The following is a 19,579-nucleotide window of genomic DNA, read 5'->3' as shown; positions in this document are numbered from 1 at the left end:
TCGCCGCGGCGGCCGGCGGGCCGCTTACTTCGATGCGAGCCCCATCTCCTCGCGCACCTTCGACACGTTGTCGCGCGTCGCGAGCATGCCCGTCGTCAGCGTCAGGGGCGGCGGTGCCTTGCCCTGCGTGATCCATGCGTACATCAGGTCCGAGGTTTCCTCGCCGTGGCGCTTCGGGCTGATGATCACGGTGCCGTAGAAGCCCGTCGGCTGCGGCTTCTTGAATTCGTTGAGCGCCGAATCGGATCCGCCGATGCCGATGCCGATCATGTTGTCCGCCTTGAAGCCGCGTCCTTCCGCCGCGCGCACCGCGCCGAGCACGGCCTCGTCGTTCAGGCCATACGCGACCCAGTGCTTGAACTGCGGGTTCTTGGTGAGCGCGATGTTCGCCGCGTTGAACGCGTTCTCGGTGTCGGTCTTCGCCTGCGGCGCCGCGATCACGTTCGCCTTCGGGAAGCCGGCCGCCACCAGCGCGTCGGTCGCGCCGCTCGTGCGATCGTGCGCGGTCGGCAACTGCTCGTAGGTGATGTCGATCGCGCCGACGTCCTTCATGTCCCAGCCGCGCTTCTTGATCTCGGCCGCGATCCCGTCGCCGACCTGCTTGCCGATGTTGTACGCGGAGATGCCCATGTGCGGCACCGCCTCGATCGGCTTGCCCGCGCCGTCGACGAGGCGATCGTCGACCGTCATCATCTTCAGGTTGTGCGACTTCGCCTTCGCGACGATGCCCGGCCCGAGCTTCACGTCGGGCGTGCAGATGATGAAGCCCTGCGCCTTCTGCGCGGACAGGTTGTCGATCGCGCTCATCACCTTCTCGCCGGACGGCGCGCCGATCTTCACGAGCGTGAAGCCCTTGTTCTTCGCCGCGATCTCGGCGAACTTCCATTCGTCCTGGAACCACGGCTCTTCCGGCTGCTTCACCAGGAAGCCGATCTTGACCGGGTCGGCCGCGTGCGCGACCGGGCTGCCGATCACCACTGCCGCCGCCGCGGCCAGCGTTACGAAGGTTCTGCGTTTCATCTCCAGTGTCTCCTAGTCTTCATCGAACGAAATGCAGCCGCTTGTTGGTTTCGACGCAGCGTGCGCGCGGCCGTCGCACGTGCGGTCTTTCGAATCGTTGCGTCAGTCGTGGTACAGCGCCGCGCGTCCGCCGTCGACGGTGATGCACGCGGCATTGATGAACGGCGCCTCGTCGGACGCGAGGAACACGGCCGTCATCGCGACCTCCTCCGGCTTGCCGATCCGCTTCATCGGCTGCAGCGCGAGCGTCTCGGCGCGCGCGGCGGCCGGGTCGGGCTGCGCGTCCCACCAATCGCGCGTGAGCTGCGTCTCGATGTAGCCCGGCGCGATCGCGTTCACGCGCACGTTGCGCGCCGCGTATTCGATGCCGAGCGCCCGCGTGAGGCCGAGCACGCCGTGCTTCGCGACCGGATACGGAAAACAGCCCGGGATGATCCGGAACGCATGCGTCGACGCGATGTTCACGATGCTGCCCCGGCCGCGTTCGACCATTCCCGGCAGCGCCGCGCGGCAGCCGTGCCACACGCCGTCGAGATCGACGGCGAAGCAGCGCCGCCAGTCGTCGTCCGTCATCGTCAGCGGATCGGCGAACACGTTGATGCCCGCGTTGTTCACGAGCACGTCGAGCGGGCCGAATGCGGCTTCGGTCTGCGCGAGCGCGTCGCGCACCGACTCCTGCCGCGCGACGTCCGCCTGCAGCGGCAGCACGCGCGCGCCGTCGCATTCGTGTGCGATCGCGGCGGCCGTGTGCTGCGCCTGGGGGAAGTCGAGATCGACGAGCGCAACCGCCGCGCCTTCGCGCACGAATGCGCGCGCGATCGCCGCGCCGATGCCGCGGCCCGCGCCCGTCACCAACGCGACCTTGCCCGCGAGGCGGCCCATCATGCGGCTCCGCCGCGCGCCGCGCGCAAACCGGCCTGGAACGCGCGCGCGTTCGCCGCCGTCGCATCCGCCGACTGGCCGGGCCGGTACAGCGCCGAGCCGAGCCCGAAGCCGTTGGCGCCGGCCGCGAGGAACGGCTGCATGTTGTCCGGGGAAATCCCGCCGACCGGAATCAGCGGCACCGCGCGGTCGATCACCGCGCGCCACGCCTTCACGACGGACACGCCGAGCTGCTCGGCCGGGAACATCTTCAGCACGTCGGCGCCGTTCGCGAGCGCGGCGAACGCCTCGGTCGGCGTCGCGACGCCCGGCGCGCTGGCCAGCCCGCATTCGCGCGCGCGGCGGATCACGGCCGCGTCGCTGTGCGGCATCACGATCAGCGAGCCGCCGGCGTCGCGCACGCGGTCGACGAATTCGGCGCGCAGCACGGTGCCGGCGCCGACGATCATGTCGTCGGGCAGCGCGCGACGCAGCGCCGCGATGCTGGCGAACGGATCGGGCGAGTTGAGCGGCACCTCGACGATCCGAAAGCCTGCTTCGTGCAATGCGAGGCCATGCTCGGCTGCTTCGCCGGGCGTGATGCCGCGCATGATCGCGATCAGCGGACACGCGTCGAACGCGCGCATCAGCCCGGCGTGCGGCGTGTACGGTGCGGGCAGCGTAAGGTCGGACGACATCGGCAATTCCTCTTCAATCGGTTCATTGGTCGGCGCAGACGGGCGCGCCGTCCGCGCGCACGAGCCCGGCGCGCGACGCGATCCACCACAGGCCGCGCTCGGTCGCCTGCGCGACGACGCGCGCATGCGTGCAGCCGAACACGCTCAATGCGTCGACGTAGCGCGCACACAAGCCGTCGTCGCCGATCAGCAGCAGCGGCTGGTTCGCGAGCGCGACACCGCGCTCGGCCAGCATCGCGTCGAGCGCGTTCAGCTCGTGTCCGATCAGCAGCCCGGACAGGTAATCGCCCTGCGCATCGGGGGCGAGCCGGTCGGTCAGGCCGAGCGTGCGCGTGCTGAAGATCGTCGCGAGCAGCCCCGCGCGCTGCGCGCCGCGGGCCACCGCGACACCGCGCGCGAATGCCGCGCGGTCGGGCGACGCGCTCGCGCGCATCGTGCGGCCGAGAATCGTGTGGTCGCGCAGCGCCGCGAACAACTCGCCGGTCATGAAGGTCTGGAAGCGCTCGATGAGCCCGTCCTTCACCCATGCCCACTTCGCATGCGTGCCCGGCAAGCCGATCAGTACCCCTGAACGATCAGCATCAAGCATCGGATCGTTCGCGAGTGCACCGAATATCTGCGTTTCCTCGCCGCGCATCACGTCCGGCAATTCGCCCGTCGCGATCACGCCCGGCACGATCGACACCGTCGTGCCGCGCGACGTCGTCACCGTGACGAGCCCCGCGACGAGCGCGTCGGCGCCGGCCGGCACTTCGACGTACGGCGCCTCGCGCCAGCCCTGCGCGCTGCCGACCATCCCGGCGGCCAGCACCGGCACGCCCGGCGCGCGGTCGAGCCAGTCGCCGCACGCTTGCTCGAACACGACGTCGAACGCACGCGCGCCGCCGGCCGGCACGTGCATCACGCCTGCGGCACGGCTGCGCGTGTCGAGCAGCGCGCCGTGCGCGTCGAACAGATACGCGCGCAGCGACGTGGTGCCCCAGTCGAGCGCGATCAGCGACGGTGCGGCGCGGGAGGCGTCCGGAGCGGTCCGGGTCGAATTGGTCATCGTTTGATCCTGCGGGTACCCTGCGGCGGGCTCCAGCCCAGTTCCGCGGAAATGGCTCGCGCTTCGCGCTGCACGAGCGGAATCAGTTCGTCCATCCGGTCGTGCGGCATGTACGGAATCGTGCTCGCGACCGATACGGCCGCGACGATCGCGCCCGACGCGTCGCGAATCGGCGCGGCCACGCAGCGGATCGACGCCTCGTTTTCCTCGAGGTCGAACGTGTAGCCGCCGGCCGCGTAGTGCGCCATGCGCTGCAGGAACGCGCTCGTCTCGGGCCGGTTGTCCGGCTTGAAGTTGACGCCGGCCAGCGCGCGCCGCGCGGCCTCGAACAGCGAGCGCCACAGGTCCGGATCGAGGTCGAGCATCATCGCCTTGCCGATGCCGGTCGACGCGAGCGGCATCCGGTGGCCGACGCGCGAGCGCATTTCTAGACCGCGCGTGCCGGGAATCTTGTCGATGTACAGCACGTCGTCGCCGTCGCGCACACCGAGGTGGATCGTGTCGAGCGTCGCCTCGGCGAGCGCCTCGAGGTGCGGCCGTGCGACGGCCGTGAGCGGCATCTGTTCGAGCGCGATCGTGCCGAGCTCGATCAGCTTCGGGCCGAGCAGGTAGCCGCCCTGCACCTGGCGCAGGTAGCGCGCCTGCACGAGGCTGCTGACGAGACGGTGCGTCGTGCTGCGGGTCGTGCCGAGCGCCGCGCCGATCGCACGCATGTCGCGTGCGCCGTTCGCGATCGCTTCGAGGATCGCGAGACCGCGCAACAGCGTCTGCGTGCCGGCCTGCTGCGCGGCGAGATCGAGCGGCGTGCTGGTCGCGCCGATCGTGTCGGTGAGCGGCGCATCGTCCGGCGTCGCGCGCCGGGCGTCGAGAGCAAGGGAATCGGGCATCTTGGTCATGGAACGGGCTTCGTCAACGGAATCGGTGAAGCCGCTGTCGCGACGCCGCAACGAGGTCGGGCGTCGCGGCAACGCGGCGGTCGATGCACCGAGGAAAGCGCCCGGCGAACTTCATGGAATGTGTCTCCGTATGCGTCGGGCGCCGCGCGGTGCGTGGGTCCGAAGCTGTCGATGTGCTTCGGATTGTAGGAGCGCACGCACTCGTCTCCAATATTTGAATGCGTTGTCCAGATAATGAGAAAACGGGCGAATGGCCGGGCCGGTGTCGTCGCGAAACGGCCGTACCATGCGCACGGGGGCGGAACCCGGCGCATCGCGGGTTCCGCCCCCGTTGGGTCACGCGCGCCGCGCTTACTGCTGGTTCGTGCTGCGCGCCTGCATGTAGCGCTGCACGTCGGAGAACGACACGCGGCCGCTACCGCTCGCATCGATCTGCCGGAAGTGATTCGCGACATAGCCGAGGCCGGCCGCGCGCGCCTGCGCTTCGGTGATCGAACCGGTGTTCTGCGTATCGGCCGCGCCGAACTGCCGCGCGAGCTTGCGCACCACCTGCGCGTGCAGCGCGGCGCCCGTCGTTTGCGTGCCGGCGGTCGGCTTGCGCGCAGCCGGCGGCACGTACGGATCGCCGAGCTGCGCCTGGCGCGCGCGTGCCGGGGTGGCGGTGTCGCTCGCCTGCGCGAACGCGGATACCGATGCGGATGCTGCAACGCCGGCGCATGCGAGCGCCGCGGCAACGACGATGAAACGTTTCTTCATGTCAGGCTCCAGTCTGGAATGAGGTCGTCGACGGCCGGCGAACGGCGCCACGACGGGCGCGCGCCGCCAGGCCCGCACATCGCATCAGTGCGCGGCCGCGTTGTAGAAAGTCACGAGGTCGGCTTTCTCCTGCGGACGCGACGTATCGTCGAGATAGACCATGTGTCCACCCTGATAGTCCTTGATCGTCAGGTTCGGTTGCGAGCCAAGCCGCGCGAGGTCGAGCTCGGTCTGGTAGAACGGCGTCGCGATGTCGTGATACCCGTTCAGCGACAGCACCTTCAGCGACGGATTCAGCGTCAGCGCAGCCGCGAGATCGGGGATCGTGTCCGGCATCGCGAGCCCGTCGTGCGTCCAGTCCCAGGTCTGGATCGCATTGCTGCTGACCGAGTACGCCGACTGCGCGCTGTACTTGAGCACGTTCGGCAGGTAGCTGCCGATCGTGTCGGTGAACGGCTTGGTGATGAACGTGCTCGACGGGTCGCCGTCCGCCGCGAGCGGGCTCGACGACGGCACGTTCACGCGCGCGTCGTAGCGGCCGATCAGCGTGCCCGGAATCAGCGATACCTGGAAGCTGTTGTCGAAGAAGGTCGGGACGACGTTGAAGTCCGCGTTCCACAGCGCCTGCTTCACGCCGGTCGAATTCACCATCGTCGTGACGAGCGTCGGCGAGGGCGGCGTGTGGCTCGCGAGATACGCGTTCACGGCGGGCGCGTAGCTGCCGGCCGTCAGCTGGCGCATCTGGTCCGCGTATTGCGGCAGGCTCGACGGGTTCGGGTTGTCGAGCTGGTAGTACGCGCCGACCGTGCCGTACGACGGCACAAAGCCCGCGCAACTCACCGGGCTCGCCCCGTTGTTCGAGTTGCCGACGTAGTCGCTCGCCATGTCGCAGTTCGCGTTGTAGTTCAGGATCGACGACTGCAGCACGATGCCGTCGAGCTTCACGCCGGCCGTCTCGAGCAGGTTCGCGAGCACGTCGGTGCGCGGCGTGCCGTACGACTCGCCGAACAGGTATTTCGGCGAAGTGTCGCGCTGGTTCACGGCGATGTAGCGCGTCACGAAATCGCGGAACGCGCCGGCATCCTGGTCGACACCCCAGAACGTCTGGTTCGTGTTCGGCGCGATCGCTTCCGAGAAGCCGGTGCCGATCGCATCGACGAACACGAGGTCGGTCGTATCGAGCAGGCTTTCCGCGTTGTCGACGAACGGGAAGGTCGACGTGTTCGCATTCGGGTCGCCCGTCTGGATCCGCTTCGGACCGAACGAGCCGAGATGCAGCCACACCGACGCGGAGCCGGGGCCGCCGTTGTACAGGAACGTGACGGGGCGCTTGGCCGCGGGCTGGTTGTCGGCGGTGTAGGCGACGTAGAAGAACGACGCTTCGGGTGCGCCCGTCTGCGGATTGCGCGCGACGAGGTGGCCGGCGGTGGCCGTGTAGCGAATCGCCTTGCCGTTCAGCGTGATCTGGTGATGGGTGATGGCGGCCTTTTCGACCGCGGCGGACGCGTCGAGCGACGCGGTCGCGCTCGACGAATAACTGTTGGGATCGTTGTACGGCTTGTCCACCTGAGCGGCGGGATCGGCTGAATTGTCGGTACCTGCTGCCGAGGACGACGTCACGTCGTCGTTGCAGGCCGTCAGAATCAGCGAAGAGAACACGACTCCCAACAACAGCTTCGCTTTGCTCGCTGGCATCGTTGCTTTCCTTCTCTCGAATGTTTTTTATGTCGAGCAGCCGGGTAAGCCGCCCCCCGCCTCGATTGCGGCCGATAAGCCGAGGCGCTGGCCAATATACGTGAGCAGGTGGGCTTTGAAAAATTTGGAAATATTCGATCGACGCTCGGTGCGGCGCACACCTTTCAGGAATGCTTCGATTCGCGCACCGTTGCGTTTCAACAGTCTTTCAACTGCTTTCGCGTTTACCCGGAAATGCTAAAACTGCGCGGATTTCGTGCCATATCGGCAAACAAAATCCCGCGCGGGCGCGCATTGCTCAGTAAAGCGAAATAGACGAATTCGTCTAATGGATGTGTCCCGAAATGCGGGCGACACGAATGCGCTGCAGTGCACCAATGGCGCACCGGCGACGGAATGGACAACGTGACGGCGCGTTCGCGCCGCTCACTGCGATTGCGGAAGTTCGGCGGCGCCCATCCGGCGGGCGATCACGGCCGCGCGCTGCGCCTGGTAGGCCGAGCCGCGGTGCGCGTCGAACCAGCGCGGCTTCGGCAGCATCACCGCGAGACGCGCCGACTGCCACGCACCGAGCCGGCTCGCAGGAATCTTGTAGTAATAGCGGGCGGCAACCTCGGCACCGTACACGCCGCGTCCCCATTCGACGGAATTCAGGTAGATCTCGAAGATCCGCTCCTTGTCGAGCACCGTCTCGAGCATCCACGTGATGATCAGCTCCTGCCCCTTGCGGATGTAGCTCTTCTCGCGCGACAGGAACAGGTTGCGCGCGAGCTGCTGCGTGATCGTCGAACCGCCCGCGACGATCCGGCCGCGCGCCTTGTTCTTCTCCCACGCCTGCAGGATCGCGTCGACGTCGTAGCCGTTGTTGGTCGCGAAGGTCGAATCTTCCGATGCGATCAGCGCACGCTTCAGATTGCGCGAGATCTGGTCGTACGGCACCCACTGGTGCTGGATCCGCGCGGGCGGATTGTCGCGCGACAGCCACCACGCGTCGGTCCGCATGAACGCGGTCGACCCTGGATTGATGAACGACCACAGCGCGATCTGCGCGAGATAGAACAGCTGCGTCGCGAGCCACGCGCCCGCGAACACCGAGGCCGCATAGACGATCCAGCGGGTCGCGCCGATCGTCCGCGTGCGCTGCGTGCCGCTTACCGCCACCACTTGCCGCGCTCCGGCTCAGGCCGCCGCGAGCGCCTGGCGCAGCGCGGCCAGCACCGGTGCACCGTCCGGCCGCACGCCGCGCCAGATGAAGAACGATTCGGCCGCCTGCTCGACCAGCATGCCGAGCCCGTCGGCCGTGCGCGCGCCGAGCGACGCCGCATGCTGCATGAACACGGTCGGCTGCGCGCCGTACATCATGTCGTACGCGAGCGTGTGCGCGCCGAACGCGGCCGCGTCGCACTCCGGCAGCGCCGCGTCGAGGCTGCCGGCCGTCGCGTTGACGATCACGTCGTACGGTTCCGCACGCACGGTATCCGGGCCGCCGCCCGACAGCACGCAGCCGGCATCGTGCGCCGCCTGCGAGAACTGGCCGACGAGCGCCTCGGCCTTGCTCGCGGTGCGGTTCACGATCGTGATCGACAGCGGCGCGCGCTCGAGCATCGGCAGCACGACGCCGCGCGCCGCGCCGCCCGCGCCGAGCAGCAGGATGCGCGCGCCCGCGAGCGACACGCCGAGGTTCGCTTCGATGTCGCGCACGAGGCCGACGCCGTCCGTGTTGTCGCCGTAGAGGCTGCCGTCGGCTTCGATGCGCAGCGTGTTCACCGCGCCGGCCGCCGCCGCGCGCGGCGACAGCGTGTCGGCGAGCGCATGCGCGTCGAGCTTGAACGGCACCGTCACATTGGCGCCGCGACCGCCTTCGGCGATGAACGCGCGCACGGCGGCCTCGAAACCGTCGACCGGCGCGAGCCGGTGCTCGTAGACGATCGCCTCGCCCGTTTGCGCGGCGAACTGCGCGTGGATGAACGGCGACTTGCTGTGCGCCACCGGATTGCCGAACACCACGTAGCGGTCGGCGCCGCTCGTCGACGCGGCTGCATTCATGATGCGCGCCCCTGTTCGCCTGGTTCGCCTTCGCGGTCGTTGCCGGCGTCGCCGCCGGCGGCCGCCGCGCCGCCCGCTTCGGCCAGCGCCTCGGCCTCCGCTTGCGCCGATGCGTCTTGCGCATCGACCAGCGTGTCGTCGCCGCCTTCGGTCTCGTCTTCGTCGTCGGCCGCATCGCCACTCGTCACCGTCGGCGCGTCGAGCACGTTCAGCAGCCGCACCGACGCCTCGATCGTCAGCTCGTCGAGCGACATCACCTCGAGCAGCACGCGCGTGCCGCGCGCATGCACGCCGAGGCCCGGCACGTGCAGCAGCAGCGGAATTTCCTCGAGGCGCACGAGATCGCCCTTCACGACGCTCGCGACAACCTGCTTCTTCTGCTCCTGCGCGAGCCAGCGCAGGCACCAGAAATACTCCATCCGGCGCTGGTAATCAGCGTAGGCCGTGTACGTATCGTCGAAGCCCTGCACGACCGCGTACAGGTCGGCGTCCTTCGGCTTGAACGGCGCGGCGAGCTTCGCGGTGACGCCGTGCTGCACGCACGCGAGCAGCTGCCACTGGTTCACGAGGTCGACGTAGCGGCGCAGCGGCGACGTGCTCCACGCATACTGCGCGACGCCGAGGCCCTCGTGCGGCGCGGCCGTCGTCTGCATCCGCGTGCGCTTCGGGCCGGGTGCGCCGAAGCCGCGCTGCGAGCGGTAGATGCCCGGCACCGTGTGATCGTGCAGGAACGCGCCCCAGGTCGAGTTCGCGAGGATCGCGAGCTCCGACACGATCAGGTCGAGCGGCGAGCCGCGGCGGCGCGGCGTGATCGTCACGTGCTCGCCTTCGACGTAGAAGTTGTAATCGGTGTTGCGCTGCACTTCGCGCTTCAGGCCGTAGCCCGCGCGCGCGACCTGGCGCTTCTCGAACAGTGCCTGCGCGAGCGGCCACAGCACGGCGATGTCGTCCTTGTGCGGATAGTCGCCGGTGCCGGCCGCGAGCGTCTCTTCGTTGACGAGCTCGTCGAGCGTGTTGTGGCGCAGGTTGTTCTTCACGTACACGAGCTCGGCGCGCGTCTCGTTCGCCACGATCTCCTGCGTCTCGCGGTTGACGATGATGTATAGCGACAGCGCCGGACGGTAATCGCCTTCCTTCAGCGTGAACACGTCGACGACGTCGTCCGGCAGCATCGTGATCTTGTCGCCCGGCATGTAGACGGTCGACAGGCGCGCGCGCGCGATCGCGTCGACCGCGTCGCCGCGCACGATGCCCAGCGCCGGCGCCGCGATGTGCACGCCGATCCGCACGCGACCGTCGGCCAGGTGCTCGACCGAGAACGCGTCGTCGATTTCGGTCGTCGTGATGTCGTCGATCGAGAATGCCTCGACGTCCGCGCGCGGCAGGTCGTCCGGCAGCGGGCCGACCGTGACGGGCGGAAAGCCCGTGCCGTGCGGGAAGAATTCCGCGAGGAAGCGCGCTTCGTGCAGCGCACGCGGCGACTCGATGCCGCCGCAGTCGAGCATCAGCCGAGCCGGCGACACGCCGCGCGCGCCGGCCGCCGCTTCCATCGCCTTGTATTCGATCGAATTCTTGTCCGGCCGCGTCAGCAGGCCGAGCACCTTGCCCGCGAATGCCTCCGGCAGCTTGCCGGCCTTCAGTTCCTCTTCGTACTGCGCCTGCACGAGTGCCTGCTGGCGCTTGCGCTCGAGCGACGCGAGCGCCATCTTGAGCTGCTCTTCCGGCGCGCGCTGATACTGGCCGCGCCCCTTGCGGCGGAAGTAGACGGGCGAGCCGTGCAGCCGCAGCACGAGCGCCGCGCGCTCGACCGGGCCGTAGGTCGCGCCGAAGTATTCCGCGGCCAGCGCCGTATACGCGAATTCCTCGGCCGGCGCGCACTCCCACAGGAAATCCAGGTCGATCTGTTGCGCGGCCGTGTCGGCTTCCTGCATCAGCTCGCTCGCGGCCGGCTTCTCGAATTCGATCAGCACGTCTTTCGCACGCACCTTCGCGCGCCGCCCGCCGGGCAACTCGACCTGAAATGCGTCGCCTTGGCGCGACAGCACGCTGCCCGCCTTGAAACTGCCCGATTCCTCGAAGAAAACGTTCACTCAGTACTCTCGTTCAGACTGCCGGGCGCCGCATCGGCGGCGCCGCAAGATGATGGGAATTCGATCGGCATGACGCCGGTTTCATGACGTACGTTCGTCGCAAAAGGCGAGAACGTCGTCTACGTAGTCGGCAAATTCGCTGATCCCGTGATCGCTGCCTTCGATCACGCGCGTTTTCGCACCCGGGTAATGGGCGAGCATCTCGCGGTAGTCCAGCACTTCGTCGCCCGTCGCCGCGAACAGATAGTAGCGTTCGGGCCGCGAAATCGCCGGCACGCGCAGCGCATCGAGTTCGTGCAGGTGACGGCGTTCGACGACGATCGACCCGCCGCCGTGCCAGAGCGGCTGTTCGCCCAGATACTGCTCGAGATCGCGCTGCGGGACGATCGCCGGATTCAGCAGCACCGCCTTCCAGCCGTGCTTCTCGGCGAGCCAGGTCGCGTAGTAGCCGCCGAGCGAGCTGCCGATCACCGTCACGTCGCGCGCGCCGGCCACCTCGGTTTGCGCGAGCGCGATCGCCTCGAGCGGCGACACCGACAGCGACGGGCAGCGCCACTCGTGCGAGCGGCCGAGTTCGGCCATGCGCGCGGCGAGGAGCCGCGACTTCTGCGACTCCGGCGACGACCGGAATCCGTGCAGGTACAGGATCACGCGCGGCTCCCGAGCGCGTCGAGCAACTTCTGGTGCACGCCGCCGAAACCGCCGTTGCTCATCACGAGCACGTGGTCGCCCGGGCGCGCCGCCTCGACGACCGACTTCACCAGCAGATGGAGATCGTCGAACGCGCGAGCCTTGTCGCCGAGCGGCGCGAGCGCGTCGCCGAGGTTCCAGCCGAGCGCGTCACGCCCGGTCGGCGCACCGTAGCCGAACACCAGATCGGCGTCGGCGAGGCTTGCCGGCAGTTGCGCCTTCATCACGCCGAGCTTCATCGTGTTCGAGCGCGGCTCGAGCACGGCGAGAATGCGGGAATTTTCGCGGCCGATGCGCGCACGAAGGCCGGCGATCGTCGTTTCGATCGCGGTCGGATGGTGCGCGAAGTCGTCGTAGACGGTCACGCCGTCCACGCTGCCGCGCACTTCCATGCGCCGCTTCACGTTGCGGAACGATGCGAGCGATTCGGCGGCCTGCGCGGGCGGCACACCGACGTGGCGCGCGGCGGCGATCGCCGCCAGCGCGTTCATCCGGTTGTGGTCGCCCTGCACCTGCCACGCGACTTCGCCCACGCGCTCGGCCTGCGAGTACACCGCGAAGCGCTCGTCGACCGGCACGCCGTCCTCGGCGGGCAACGCCTGCCAGCCGCCGTCGACCCCGAAGCGCTCGACTTCGCTCCAGCAGCCGCGCGCGAGCACGCGCTCGAGCGCATCCGAGCGGCCGTTGGTCACGATCCGGCCGACGCCCGGCACGGTGCGCACGAGGTGATGGAATTGCGTTTCGATCGCGGCGAGATCCGGGAAGATGTCGGCGTGATCGAATTCCAGATTGTTGAGCACCGCGGTGCGCGGCCGGTAGTGGACGAACTTCGAGCGCTTGTCGAAGAACGCCGTGTCGTATTCGTCGGCCTCGATCACGAAGAAGCTCGAATCGGTCAGCCGCGCGGATACGCCGAAGTTCAGCGGCACGCCGCCGATCAGGAAGCCCGGGTTCAGGCCGGCATCTTCCAGCAGCCACGCGAGCATCGACGAGGTGGTCGTCTTGCCGTGCGTGCCGGCGACCGCCAGCACCCACTTGCCGGCCAGCACGTGCTCGCCGAGCCATTGCGGCCCCGATACATACGGCAGGCCGCGATCGAGGATCGCCTCCATCAGCGGGTTGCCGCGCGTGACGACGTTGCCGATCACGAACAGGTCGGGCTTGAGGTCGATCTGTTCGGCGCCGTAGCCCTCGATCAGCGTGATGCCCTGCGCCTCGAGCTGCGTGCTCATCGGCGGATAGACGCCCGCGTCGCAACCCGTCACCGTGTGCCCCGCCTCGCGCGCGAGCACGGCGAGACCGCCCATGAAGGTGCCGCAGATGCCAAGAATGTGGATGTGCATAGATGAATGCTTTCGCGCCGCCGGGCGCCGTCGATTCGGAAAGATGGTCTGCGGCACGCCGGACGGGCCGTCCGGCCAACGACTTTCGCCGCGACACGAAGACCGCCATTGTAACTGACGGCCCGCCATGCCCGGCGGCCCGAACGACGGATCCGAACACCGCGCGGCGCGGCGGGCGGCACCGGGGCGCACCACCCTCGGCCGTGGCGGCGATCGAGTATGATTGCCGGATCATGTCTCGCAAACCTCTTGTCGACCCGCGGCGCGCCCGCGAGGAAATTGCCCAGTCCGCCGCCCGCCTGATCGCGGAGGACGGCCTCGATTACGCCGGCGCGAAACGCAAGGCCGCGCGCCAGCTGTTCGGCGACACGCGCGTTGCGGGCGAATGGCTGCCTGATAACGACCTGATCGAGGAAGAACTGCGCGAGTACCTGGCCTTGTTCCAGAGCGACACACAGCCGGACGAGCTGCGCCGCCTGCGTGAAATCGCGCTCGACTGGATGCGCCGGCTCGCCGACTTCAATCCGTTCGTGACGGGCGCGGTGCTGAATGGCACCGCGAACACGCATTCGGACATTCATTTGCAGATATTCACCGACAACCCGAAGGACGTCGCGATCTACCTGCTGAACCAGAACGTTCAGTACGACGTGTCCGAGACGCGGCATTTCGCCGGCCGCGCCGACGTCGAGACGCTCAGCTTCCTGTGGCGTCCGCGGCGCGACGTGGACGCGATCGGCATCCACGTCGCGCTCTACGCGAGCGACGACCTGCGCGGCGCGGTCAAGGCCGACGCGCGCGGCCGAATCGCCCGTGCGGACGCCCACGTGTTGCGCGCGCTGCTCGAGGCCGGCAACGCCCCTTCCGAACCGGAATGATTCAACGATGATGATGAAACGCATGTTGGCGCTCGCGGTGGTCGCGGCCGCCGCCGTCGCCGGCGGGCTCGCCGCCGGCCATTGGTTCCGCGGCGGCAGCGCCGACGACGGCGTCGCCGTCGCCGCATCCGCCACGCCAGGCAGCCCGGTCGACCAGCTGTGGGCCGCGTCGCTGACCGGCGTCGACGGCAAGCCGGCATCGCTCGCCTCCTTCAAGGGCCAGAAGGTCGTCGTCAATTTCTGGGCGTCGTGGTGCGGCCCCTGTGTCGAAGAGATGCCGGAACTCGTCGCGTTGTCGCACCAATACAAGCAGAAGGGCATCCGCTTCATCGGGATCGGCGTCGATTCCGACCAGAACGTGAAGAACTTCCTGCAGAAGGTGAAGGTCGACTACCCCGTCTTCGTCAGCGGCTATGCGGGCGCCGATCTGGCCCGTAATTTTGGAAATACCGCGGGCGCGCTTCCGTTTACGGTCGTCATCGACGAAACCGGCAAAGTTCGCGAGACAAAATTGGGACAAATCCAACCGGCGGAGCTGAAAAAGACCCTGGACGCGTTGTGATCGCCGTGAGCCGCCGCTTGCGCGTTGGCGGCGATTTATCCGTCGATCACCGCAATTTCACGTGATTTCGCTGAGACTTTGCGATGGCGCCGGTAATTCTTGCAGGTCGCGCGCGCCCGGCCGTTCGGCAAAACTAGACAAATTTCTCTAAATAGCGCTAAAGTTCGCGCAATTCCGCAGAAATAGAAGCGACCATGACACGATTGCTGGTGCTGCACGGCCCCAACCTGAACCTTCTCGGCACCCGGGAACCGGAGGTGTACGGCCGCGTCACGCTCGCGCAGATCGATCAGGCGCTTGCCGCGCGGGCACAGGAGGCCGGTGCCGAACTGTCGTCGTTCCAGAGCAACCATGAAGGCGCGCTCGTCGACCGCATCCAGGCCGCGCGGGAGGAACAGACCGATTTCATCCTGATCAATCCCGCCGCGTATACGCACACGAGCGTCGCGATCCGGGACGCGATCGCCGGCGTCGGCATCCCGTTCGTCGAGGTTCATCTGTCGAACGTGCACCGCCGCGAAGCGTTCAGGCACCACTCCTATTTTTCCGACCAGGCCGAAGGCGTGATCTGCGGGCTGGGCTGGAAAGGTTATCTGTACGCGCTCGAGTACGCGCTGGACAAGCTGCAAGGCGCGTCGCGCGGCTGATTTCGCGATCTAGATTCAGCGCCGGTCTCACCGGCGCTTTCACGTATTGAAAGGGGAATTCCCGATGGATCTTCGTAAGCTGAAAACTCTGATCGACCTCGTCTCCGAATCCGGCATCTCCGAGCTGGAAGTGACGGAAGGCGAAGGCAAGGTGCGTATCGTCAAGAACGCACCGCCGGTCTATGTCCAGCCGACGGGCGGATTTGCCCCGCAGGTCAGCGCGCCGGCCCCGGCGGCCGCACTGCCGACCGAAGGCGCGGCTGCCGCGCCGGCCGCTGGCGCCGCTGCCGCGCCCGCCGCACCGCAAGGCCACGTCGTGACGTCGCCGATGGTCGGCACGTTCTACCGCGCGCCGTCGCCGGGCGCCGACCCGTTCGTCCAGGTCGGCGATTCGGTCAAGGAAGGCCAGACCATCTGCATCATCGAAGCGATGAAGCTGCTCAACGAGATCGAGTCGGACAAGGCCGGCGTGATCAAGGAAATCCTCGTCGAGAACGGCCAGGCCGTCGAATACGGCCAGCCGCTTTTCGTGATCGGCTAAGCCCGCCGCGCGGCCCGTCCGGCCGCGCTCCGCCGATGCTCGCCAGGCGCCGTTCGCGCGCCCCTCGAAGAGACGAATACTCGCTATGTTTGAAAAAATCCTCATTGCCAACCGCGGTGAAATCGCGCTGCGCATCCAGCGCGCATGCCGCGAGCTCGGCGTCAAGACGGTGGTCGTCTACTCGGAAGCCGACAAGGAAGCCAAGTACGTGCGCCTTGCGGACGAAGCCGTCTGTATCGGCCCGGCCCCGTCGAATCTGAGCTACCTGAACATGCCGGCGCTGATCAGCGCCGCGGAAGTCACCGATGCCGAGGCGATCCACCCCGGCTACGGCTTCCTGTCGGAGAACGCCGACTTCGCGGAACGCGTCGAGCAGTCGGGCTTCACGTTCATCGGCCCGCGCCCGGAAACGATCCGCCTGATGGGCGACAAGGTCACCGCGAAGCAGACCATGATCAAGACGGGCGTGCCGTGCGTGCCGGGTTCGGAAGGCGCGTTGCCGGACGATCCGAAGGAGATCGTGAAGATTGCCCGCGCGATCGGCTATCCGGTCATCATCAAGGCAGCGGGCGGCGGCGGCGGGCGCGGGATGCGCGTCGTGCACACCGAGGCCGCGCTCGTCAATGCGGTCAACATGACCCGCGAGGAAGCCGGCCGTGCGTTCGGCAACCCGCAGGTGTACATGGAAAAGTTCCTCGAGAACCCGCGCCACATCGAAATCCAGGTGTTGTCGGATGCGCACAAGAACGCGATCTGGCTCGGCGAACGCGACTGCTCGATGCAGCGCCGTCACCAGAAGGTGATCGAGGAAGCGCCGGCGCCCGGCATTCCGCGCCGCCTGATCGAGCGCATCGGCGACCGCTGCGCGGACGCGTGCAAGAAGATGGGCTATCTCGGCGCGGGCACGTTCGAATTCCTGTACGAGAACAACGAGTTCTACTTCATCGAGATGAACACGCGCGTGCAGGTCGAGCACCCGGTGTCGGAGATGATCACGGGCGTCGACATCGTGCAGGAACAGATCCGCATCGCGGCGGGCGAGAAGCTCACGCTGCGCCAGCGCGACATCCAGTTCCGCGGACATGCGATCGAATGCCGGATCAACGCGGAAGATCCGTTCAAGTTCACGCCGTCGCCGGGCCGGATCACGTCATGGCATACGCCGGGCGGCCCCGGCGTGCGCGTCGATTCGCATGCATACAATGGCTATTTCGTGCCGCCGAACTATGATTCGATGATCGGCAAGCTGATCACCTACGGCGCGACGCGCGACCAGGCGATCCGCCGGATGCGCATCGCGCTGTCGGAAATGGTCGTCGAAGGCATTCAGACCAACATCCCGCTGCACCGCGAGCTGATGATCGACTCGAAGTTCGTCGAAGGCGGCACCAGCATCCATTACCTCGAACACCGGCTCGCCCAGAAGCAGCAGGTCGCACCGGAAGAAGCGTAAGCATGAGCTATCGCGAACTCGTCGTCGAACTGGCCCGAGAGCATGCGGAGGCGCTGTCCGATGCGCTGCTCGAGCTCGGCGCGCTGTCGGTGTCCGTCGAGGATGCCGATGCCGACACGCCCGACGAACAGCCGCTCTTCGGCGAGCCCGGGCTCGTCCCCGAACGCACCGCGTGGCAGCACTCGCGCGTGATCGCGCTGCTGTCGCCCGATCACGAGCCGGCCGTGCTGCTCGCGGCGGCCGCGAACGAGATCGGCGTCGCCGAGACGCCGAAGTTCGACGTGCGCGAAGTCGAGGAGCAGGACTGGGTGCGGCTCACGCAGTCGCAGTTCGAGCCGATTCCGATCGGCGAGCGGATCTGGGTCGTGCCGTCGTGGCACGACGCACCCGACCCCGATGCCCTGATCCTCGAGCTCGACCCCGGCCTCGCATTCGGCACGGGCAGCCATCCCACCACGCGCCTGTGCATGGAATGGCTCGAGCAGTCGGTGAAACCCGGCCAGTCCGTGCTCGACTACGGCTGCGGCTCGGGCATTCTCGCGATCCTCGCGAAGAAATGCGGTGCGAATCCCGTGGTCGGCATCGACATCGATCCGCAGGCGGTCGAATCGGCGCGGCAGAACAGCGAACGCAACCATGTGGAAGTCACGTACGGGCTGCCCGACGCGTGCCCGGCCGGCGAATTCGACATCGTCGTCGCCAACATCCTGTCGAACCCGCTGAAGCTGATGGCGTCGATGCTCGCATCGAAGGTGAAACCGGGCGGGCATATCGCGCTGTCGGGCGTGCTCGCGCGCCAGGCGGACGAGGTCGCGGCCGTCTACGCGCGCTACGTCGACATCTCGGTCTGGCGCGAACACGAAGGTTGGGTATGCCTCGCCGGAACGCGGCGCGAAAGCCATTAGAATAGCGCTGTCCTTCACTCTGGCCAGCAGGCCGCCCGGCTCGACATGCTTCTTGCGACGCGCTGCCCTCATTGCGAAACCGTCTTCCGGCTGCAGCAGGAACAGCTCTCGCTGCATGACGGGCTCGTGCGCTGCGGACACTGCCAGCAGATCTTCAACGCGTCGCACTCGCTCGTTCCCGAGCCGCCACCGCAGCCCGAGCCGGCGCTGAGCGAAGCGGCTCCGGCCGGCCCGGCCGCCGCCGAACCGCAACACGAAGCCGCGCCCGCGCGGCTCTTCACTACCGACGCACCGGTCGAGCCGGTGTCGGCCCGTTCCGACTACCAGCCCGAAGGCTGGGACATGTGGGCGCCCTGGCTCGACGCCGGCGTCGATCCGTCCCTGCAGCACAACGTTCGGACCGTGCGCACCGAGCCGCTGGTGCCGCTCGCGCTGCCGGCCATGGAGGCCGGTGTCGTCCATCTGTCCGGCACGCCCGCCCCGATCGCATCGGCGCCGGCCGAACTGCATGCCGTCGTGTCGGGCGAGCCGGATCCCGCGCCGCACGAAACCGACCGGTCCGACATGTCGCAGGCTACGCCCCCGGCCGAACCGGACCTGCGCGAACCGCGCTTCGTCGCGCACACGCCATCGGCGGCCGATGCAGGCGAACCGCTCGGCAACGCGCACTTCCCCGTACTCGACGACGATCGCGAGCCGCGCGAACCGCGCTTCGCATTCACGCCGGCGCAGGCCGTTCCTGAACACGATGCCAACGCCGACGAGCGTTCCTCCGCTGCGGCCGCGGCTGTCGGCGAAGCGCACGGCCGAGCGGACGCACAGCCGGCCGTCCCCTTCCCCGCCGCACTGGGCGACGACGATCGCCCGCACTTCGCCGTGACCCGCGAGACGCGCGCGCCGCAGCGACGCGGGATGCTCGGCGGCTTTTTCGGCGGGCTCGTCGCCGCCGCGCTCGCGGTGCTGCTCGTCGCGCAACTCGCATGGTGGCAGCGCGAAAACGCGATGATCTACTGGCCGGTCACGCAGAGCTGGTTCCGGCAGGCGTGCGCACCGCTCGGCTGCACGGTCGCGGCGCCGCGCGCGATCGACGGCCTGCGGCTCGACGCGGCCGACTTGCGCCAGCTCGACGGCCCGCGCGTGCTGGAGCTGAAGGTGCCGCTGACGAACCGCTATCGCGTCGCACTTGCCTACCCGTCGCTCGAGCTGACGCTGCTCGACGACACGAATCACGTGACCGTGCGCCGCGTGCTCGCGCCGCGCGACTACGTCCGCCCGGGCACGCCGATCGATGCGGGGCTGCCGCCCGGCACGACGCGGACGATGGTCGTCCGTCTCGACACGAACGGCGCACCCGCCTCGAATTTCCGCGTCCAGATCTTCTATCCGTGACGCCCCGCGGCGCGCGCATGCGCGCCGTCTCAACCCGCGCGCCGCAGCGGCGCGCTATTTC

The 19,579-nt window shown here is 68.0% G+C and carries 19 protein-coding genes; 7 read left to right on the top strand and 12 right to left on the bottom strand.

The genetic code is table 11. From position 1 onward, the window contains the following. Nucleotides 1-24: 24 nt before the first annotated feature. The 12 genes from WS51_RS13460 to mpl form a co-directional block, all read right to left on the bottom strand. Nucleotides 25-1,020: an arabinose ABC transporter substrate-binding protein gene (locus WS51_RS13460; RefSeq protein ID WP_059506905.1), complete on the bottom strand. Its 996-nt coding sequence runs from the start codon at nt 1,018-1,020 to the stop codon at nt 25-27. Nucleotides 1,021-1,122: 102 nt separating this feature from the next. Further along, nucleotides 1,123-1,902, bottom strand: a complete 780-nt coding sequence (locus tag WS51_RS13455; protein ID WP_059794162.1) for an SDR family oxidoreductase — start codon at nt 1,900-1,902, stop codon at nt 1,123-1,125. Further along, nucleotides 1,902-2,579: a 2-dehydro-3-deoxy-6-phosphogalactonate aldolase gene (locus WS51_RS13450; RefSeq protein ID WP_069229306.1), complete on the bottom strand. Its 678-nt coding sequence runs from the start codon at nt 2,577-2,579 to the stop codon at nt 1,902-1,904. The genes WS51_RS13455 and WS51_RS13450 overlap by 1 nt, the downstream gene beginning before the upstream one ends. A gap of 22 nt (nt 2,580-2,601) precedes the next feature. Further along, the gene (locus WS51_RS13445) at nt 2,602-3,627 is read right to left on the bottom strand and encodes a 2-dehydro-3-deoxygalactonokinase (RefSeq protein WP_059506903.1); all 1,026 of its coding nucleotides are present in this window, start codon (nt 3,625-3,627) and stop codon (nt 2,602-2,604) included. Continuing rightward, complete coding sequence (locus tag WS51_RS13440; RefSeq protein ID WP_059465354.1) at nt 3,624-4,523, bottom strand: IclR family transcriptional regulator; 900 nt, start codon at nt 4,521-4,523, stop codon at nt 3,624-3,626. The genes WS51_RS13445 and WS51_RS13440 overlap by 4 nt, the downstream gene beginning before the upstream one ends. Nucleotides 4,524-4,874: 351 nt before the next feature. Continuing rightward, complete coding sequence (locus WS51_RS13435) at nt 4,875-5,279, bottom strand: EF-hand domain-containing protein (protein ID WP_059451936.1); 405 nt, start codon at nt 5,277-5,279, stop codon at nt 4,875-4,877. 84 nt (nt 5,280-5,363) lie between these two features. After that, on the bottom strand, nt 5,364-6,974 hold the full coding sequence (locus WS51_RS13430) for a S10 family peptidase (RefSeq protein WP_069229305.1): 1,611 nt from the start codon (nt 6,972-6,974) through the stop codon (nt 5,364-5,366). Nucleotides 6,975-7,400: 426 nt separating this feature from the next. Further along, nucleotides 7,401-8,138 (bottom strand): monofunctional biosynthetic peptidoglycan transglycosylase, encoded by a 738-nt coding sequence (gene mtgA / locus WS51_RS13425; RefSeq protein WP_069229304.1) that lies wholly within the window; start codon nt 8,136-8,138, stop codon nt 7,401-7,403. A gap of 15 nt (nt 8,139-8,153) precedes the next feature. After that, nucleotides 8,154-9,020 (bottom strand): shikimate dehydrogenase, encoded by an 867-nt coding sequence (gene aroE, locus WS51_RS13420; RefSeq protein WP_059848529.1) that lies wholly within the window; start codon nt 9,018-9,020, stop codon nt 8,154-8,156. After that, on the bottom strand, nt 9,017-11,110 hold the full coding sequence (locus WS51_RS13415; RefSeq protein ID WP_069229303.1) for an RNB domain-containing ribonuclease: 2,094 nt from the start codon (nt 11,108-11,110) through the stop codon (nt 9,017-9,019). Before WS51_RS13415 ends, aroE begins: the two co-directional genes overlap by 4 nt. Before the next feature lie 81 nt (nt 11,111-11,191). After that, entirely contained in the window at nt 11,192-11,761 is a 570-nt protein-coding gene (locus WS51_RS13410; RefSeq protein ID WP_059451931.1) for a YqiA/YcfP family alpha/beta fold hydrolase, read from the bottom strand. After that, nucleotides 11,758-13,143 carry a UDP-N-acetylmuramate:L-alanyl-gamma-D-glutamyl-meso-diaminopimelate ligase gene (gene mpl, locus WS51_RS13405; protein WP_059451930.1) on the bottom strand — a complete coding sequence of 462 codons (1,386 nt, stop codon included), beginning with the start codon at nt 13,141-13,143 and terminating at the stop codon, nt 11,758-11,760. The genes WS51_RS13410 and mpl overlap by 4 nt, the downstream gene beginning before the upstream one ends. 233 nt (nt 13,144-13,376) lie before the next feature. Between mpl and WS51_RS13400 the strand changes: the two genes are divergently transcribed. The 7 genes from WS51_RS13400 to WS51_RS13370 all read left to right on the top strand — a co-directional run bounded on the left by WS51_RS13400 (nt 13,377) and on the right by WS51_RS13370 (nt 19,518). After that, nucleotides 13,377-14,021 (top strand): hypothetical protein, encoded by a 645-nt coding sequence (locus WS51_RS13400; RefSeq protein WP_059506896.1) that lies wholly within the window; start codon nt 13,377-13,379, stop codon nt 14,019-14,021. Between the two features lie 7 nt (nt 14,022-14,028). After that, on the top strand, nt 14,029-14,583 hold the full coding sequence (locus WS51_RS13395; protein ID WP_059451928.1) for a TlpA family protein disulfide reductase: 555 nt from the start codon (nt 14,029-14,031) through the stop codon (nt 14,581-14,583). Between the two features lie 194 nt (nt 14,584-14,777). Beyond that, entirely contained in the window at nt 14,778-15,230 is a 453-nt protein-coding gene (gene aroQ, locus WS51_RS13390; RefSeq protein ID WP_040143361.1) for a type II 3-dehydroquinate dehydratase, read from the top strand. A 64-nt stretch (nt 15,231-15,294) separates the two neighbouring features. Next, nucleotides 15,295-15,771, top strand: a complete 477-nt coding sequence (accB, locus tag WS51_RS13385; RefSeq protein ID WP_059451927.1) for an acetyl-CoA carboxylase biotin carboxyl carrier protein — start codon at nt 15,295-15,297, stop codon at nt 15,769-15,771. Nucleotides 15,772-15,856: 85 nt separating this feature from the next. Then, nucleotides 15,857-17,224 carry an acetyl-CoA carboxylase biotin carboxylase subunit gene (gene accC / locus WS51_RS13380; protein ID WP_059451926.1) on the top strand — a complete coding sequence of 456 codons (1,368 nt, stop codon included), beginning with the start codon at nt 15,857-15,859 and terminating at the stop codon, nt 17,222-17,224. Between the two features lie 2 nt (nt 17,225-17,226). Continuing rightward, the gene (gene prmA, locus WS51_RS13375) at nt 17,227-18,129 is read left to right on the top strand and encodes a 50S ribosomal protein L11 methyltransferase (protein WP_069229302.1); all 903 of its coding nucleotides are present in this window, start codon (nt 17,227-17,229) and stop codon (nt 18,127-18,129) included. A gap of 45 nt (nt 18,130-18,174) precedes the next feature. Beyond that, on the top strand, nt 18,175-19,518 hold the full coding sequence (locus tag WS51_RS13370) for a zinc-ribbon and DUF3426 domain-containing protein (RefSeq protein WP_069229301.1): 1,344 nt from the start codon (nt 18,175-18,177) through the stop codon (nt 19,516-19,518). Nucleotides 19,519-19,579 lie beyond the last annotated feature (61 nt).

The sequence above is a fragment of the Burkholderia territorii genome, from assembly GCF_001718335.1.
GTDB lineage: Bacteria > Pseudomonadota > Gammaproteobacteria > Burkholderiales > Burkholderiaceae > Burkholderia > Burkholderia territorii.
The sequence above is the reverse complement of the archived record's forward strand: the minus strand, read 5'-3'. Positions and strand labels throughout refer to the sequence as shown.

Coding starts and splice junctions, on each gene's coding strand:
- WS51_RS13460 (WP_059506905.1), bottom strand. CDS start 1,020: ATGAAACGCAGAACCTTCGTAACGCTGGCCGCGGCGGCGGCAGTGGTG.
- WS51_RS13455 (WP_059794162.1), bottom strand. CDS start 1,902: ATGGGCCGCCTCGCGGGCAAGGTCGCGTTGGTGACGGGCGCGGGCCGC.
- WS51_RS13450 (WP_069229306.1), bottom strand. CDS start 2,579: ATGTCGTCCGACCTTACGCTGCCCGCACCGTACACGCCGCACGCCGGG.
- WS51_RS13445 (WP_059506903.1), bottom strand. CDS start 3,627: ATGACCAATTCGACCCGGACCGCTCCGGACGCCTCCCGCGCCGCACCG.
- WS51_RS13440 (WP_059465354.1), bottom strand. CDS start 4,523: ATGACCAAGATGCCCGATTCCCTTGCTCTCGACGCCCGGCGCGCGACG.
- WS51_RS13435 (WP_059451936.1), bottom strand. CDS start 5,279: ATGAAGAAACGTTTCATCGTCGTTGCCGCGGCGCTCGCATGCGCCGGC.
- WS51_RS13430 (WP_069229305.1), bottom strand. CDS start 6,974: ATGCCAGCGAGCAAAGCGAAGCTGTTGTTGGGAGTCGTGTTCTCTTCG.
- aroE (WP_059848529.1), bottom strand. CDS start 9,020: ATGAATGCAGCCGCGTCGACGAGCGGCGCCGACCGCTACGTGGTGTTC.
- mpl (WP_059451930.1), bottom strand. CDS start 13,143: ATGCACATCCACATTCTTGGCATCTGCGGCACCTTCATGGGCGGTCTC.
- WS51_RS13400 (WP_059506896.1), top strand. CDS start 13,377: ATGTCTCGCAAACCTCTTGTCGACCCGCGGCGCGCCCGCGAGGAAATT.
- WS51_RS13395 (WP_059451928.1), top strand. CDS start 14,029: ATGATGATGAAACGCATGTTGGCGCTCGCGGTGGTCGCGGCCGCCGCC.
- aroQ (WP_040143361.1), top strand. CDS start 14,778: ATGACACGATTGCTGGTGCTGCACGGCCCCAACCTGAACCTTCTCGGC.
- accB (WP_059451927.1), top strand. CDS start 15,295: ATGGATCTTCGTAAGCTGAAAACTCTGATCGACCTCGTCTCCGAATCC.
- accC (WP_059451926.1), top strand. CDS start 15,857: ATGTTTGAAAAAATCCTCATTGCCAACCGCGGTGAAATCGCGCTGCGC.
- prmA (WP_069229302.1), top strand. CDS start 17,227: ATGAGCTATCGCGAACTCGTCGTCGAACTGGCCCGAGAGCATGCGGAG.
- WS51_RS13370 (WP_069229301.1), top strand. CDS start 18,175: ATGCTTCTTGCGACGCGCTGCCCTCATTGCGAAACCGTCTTCCGGCTG.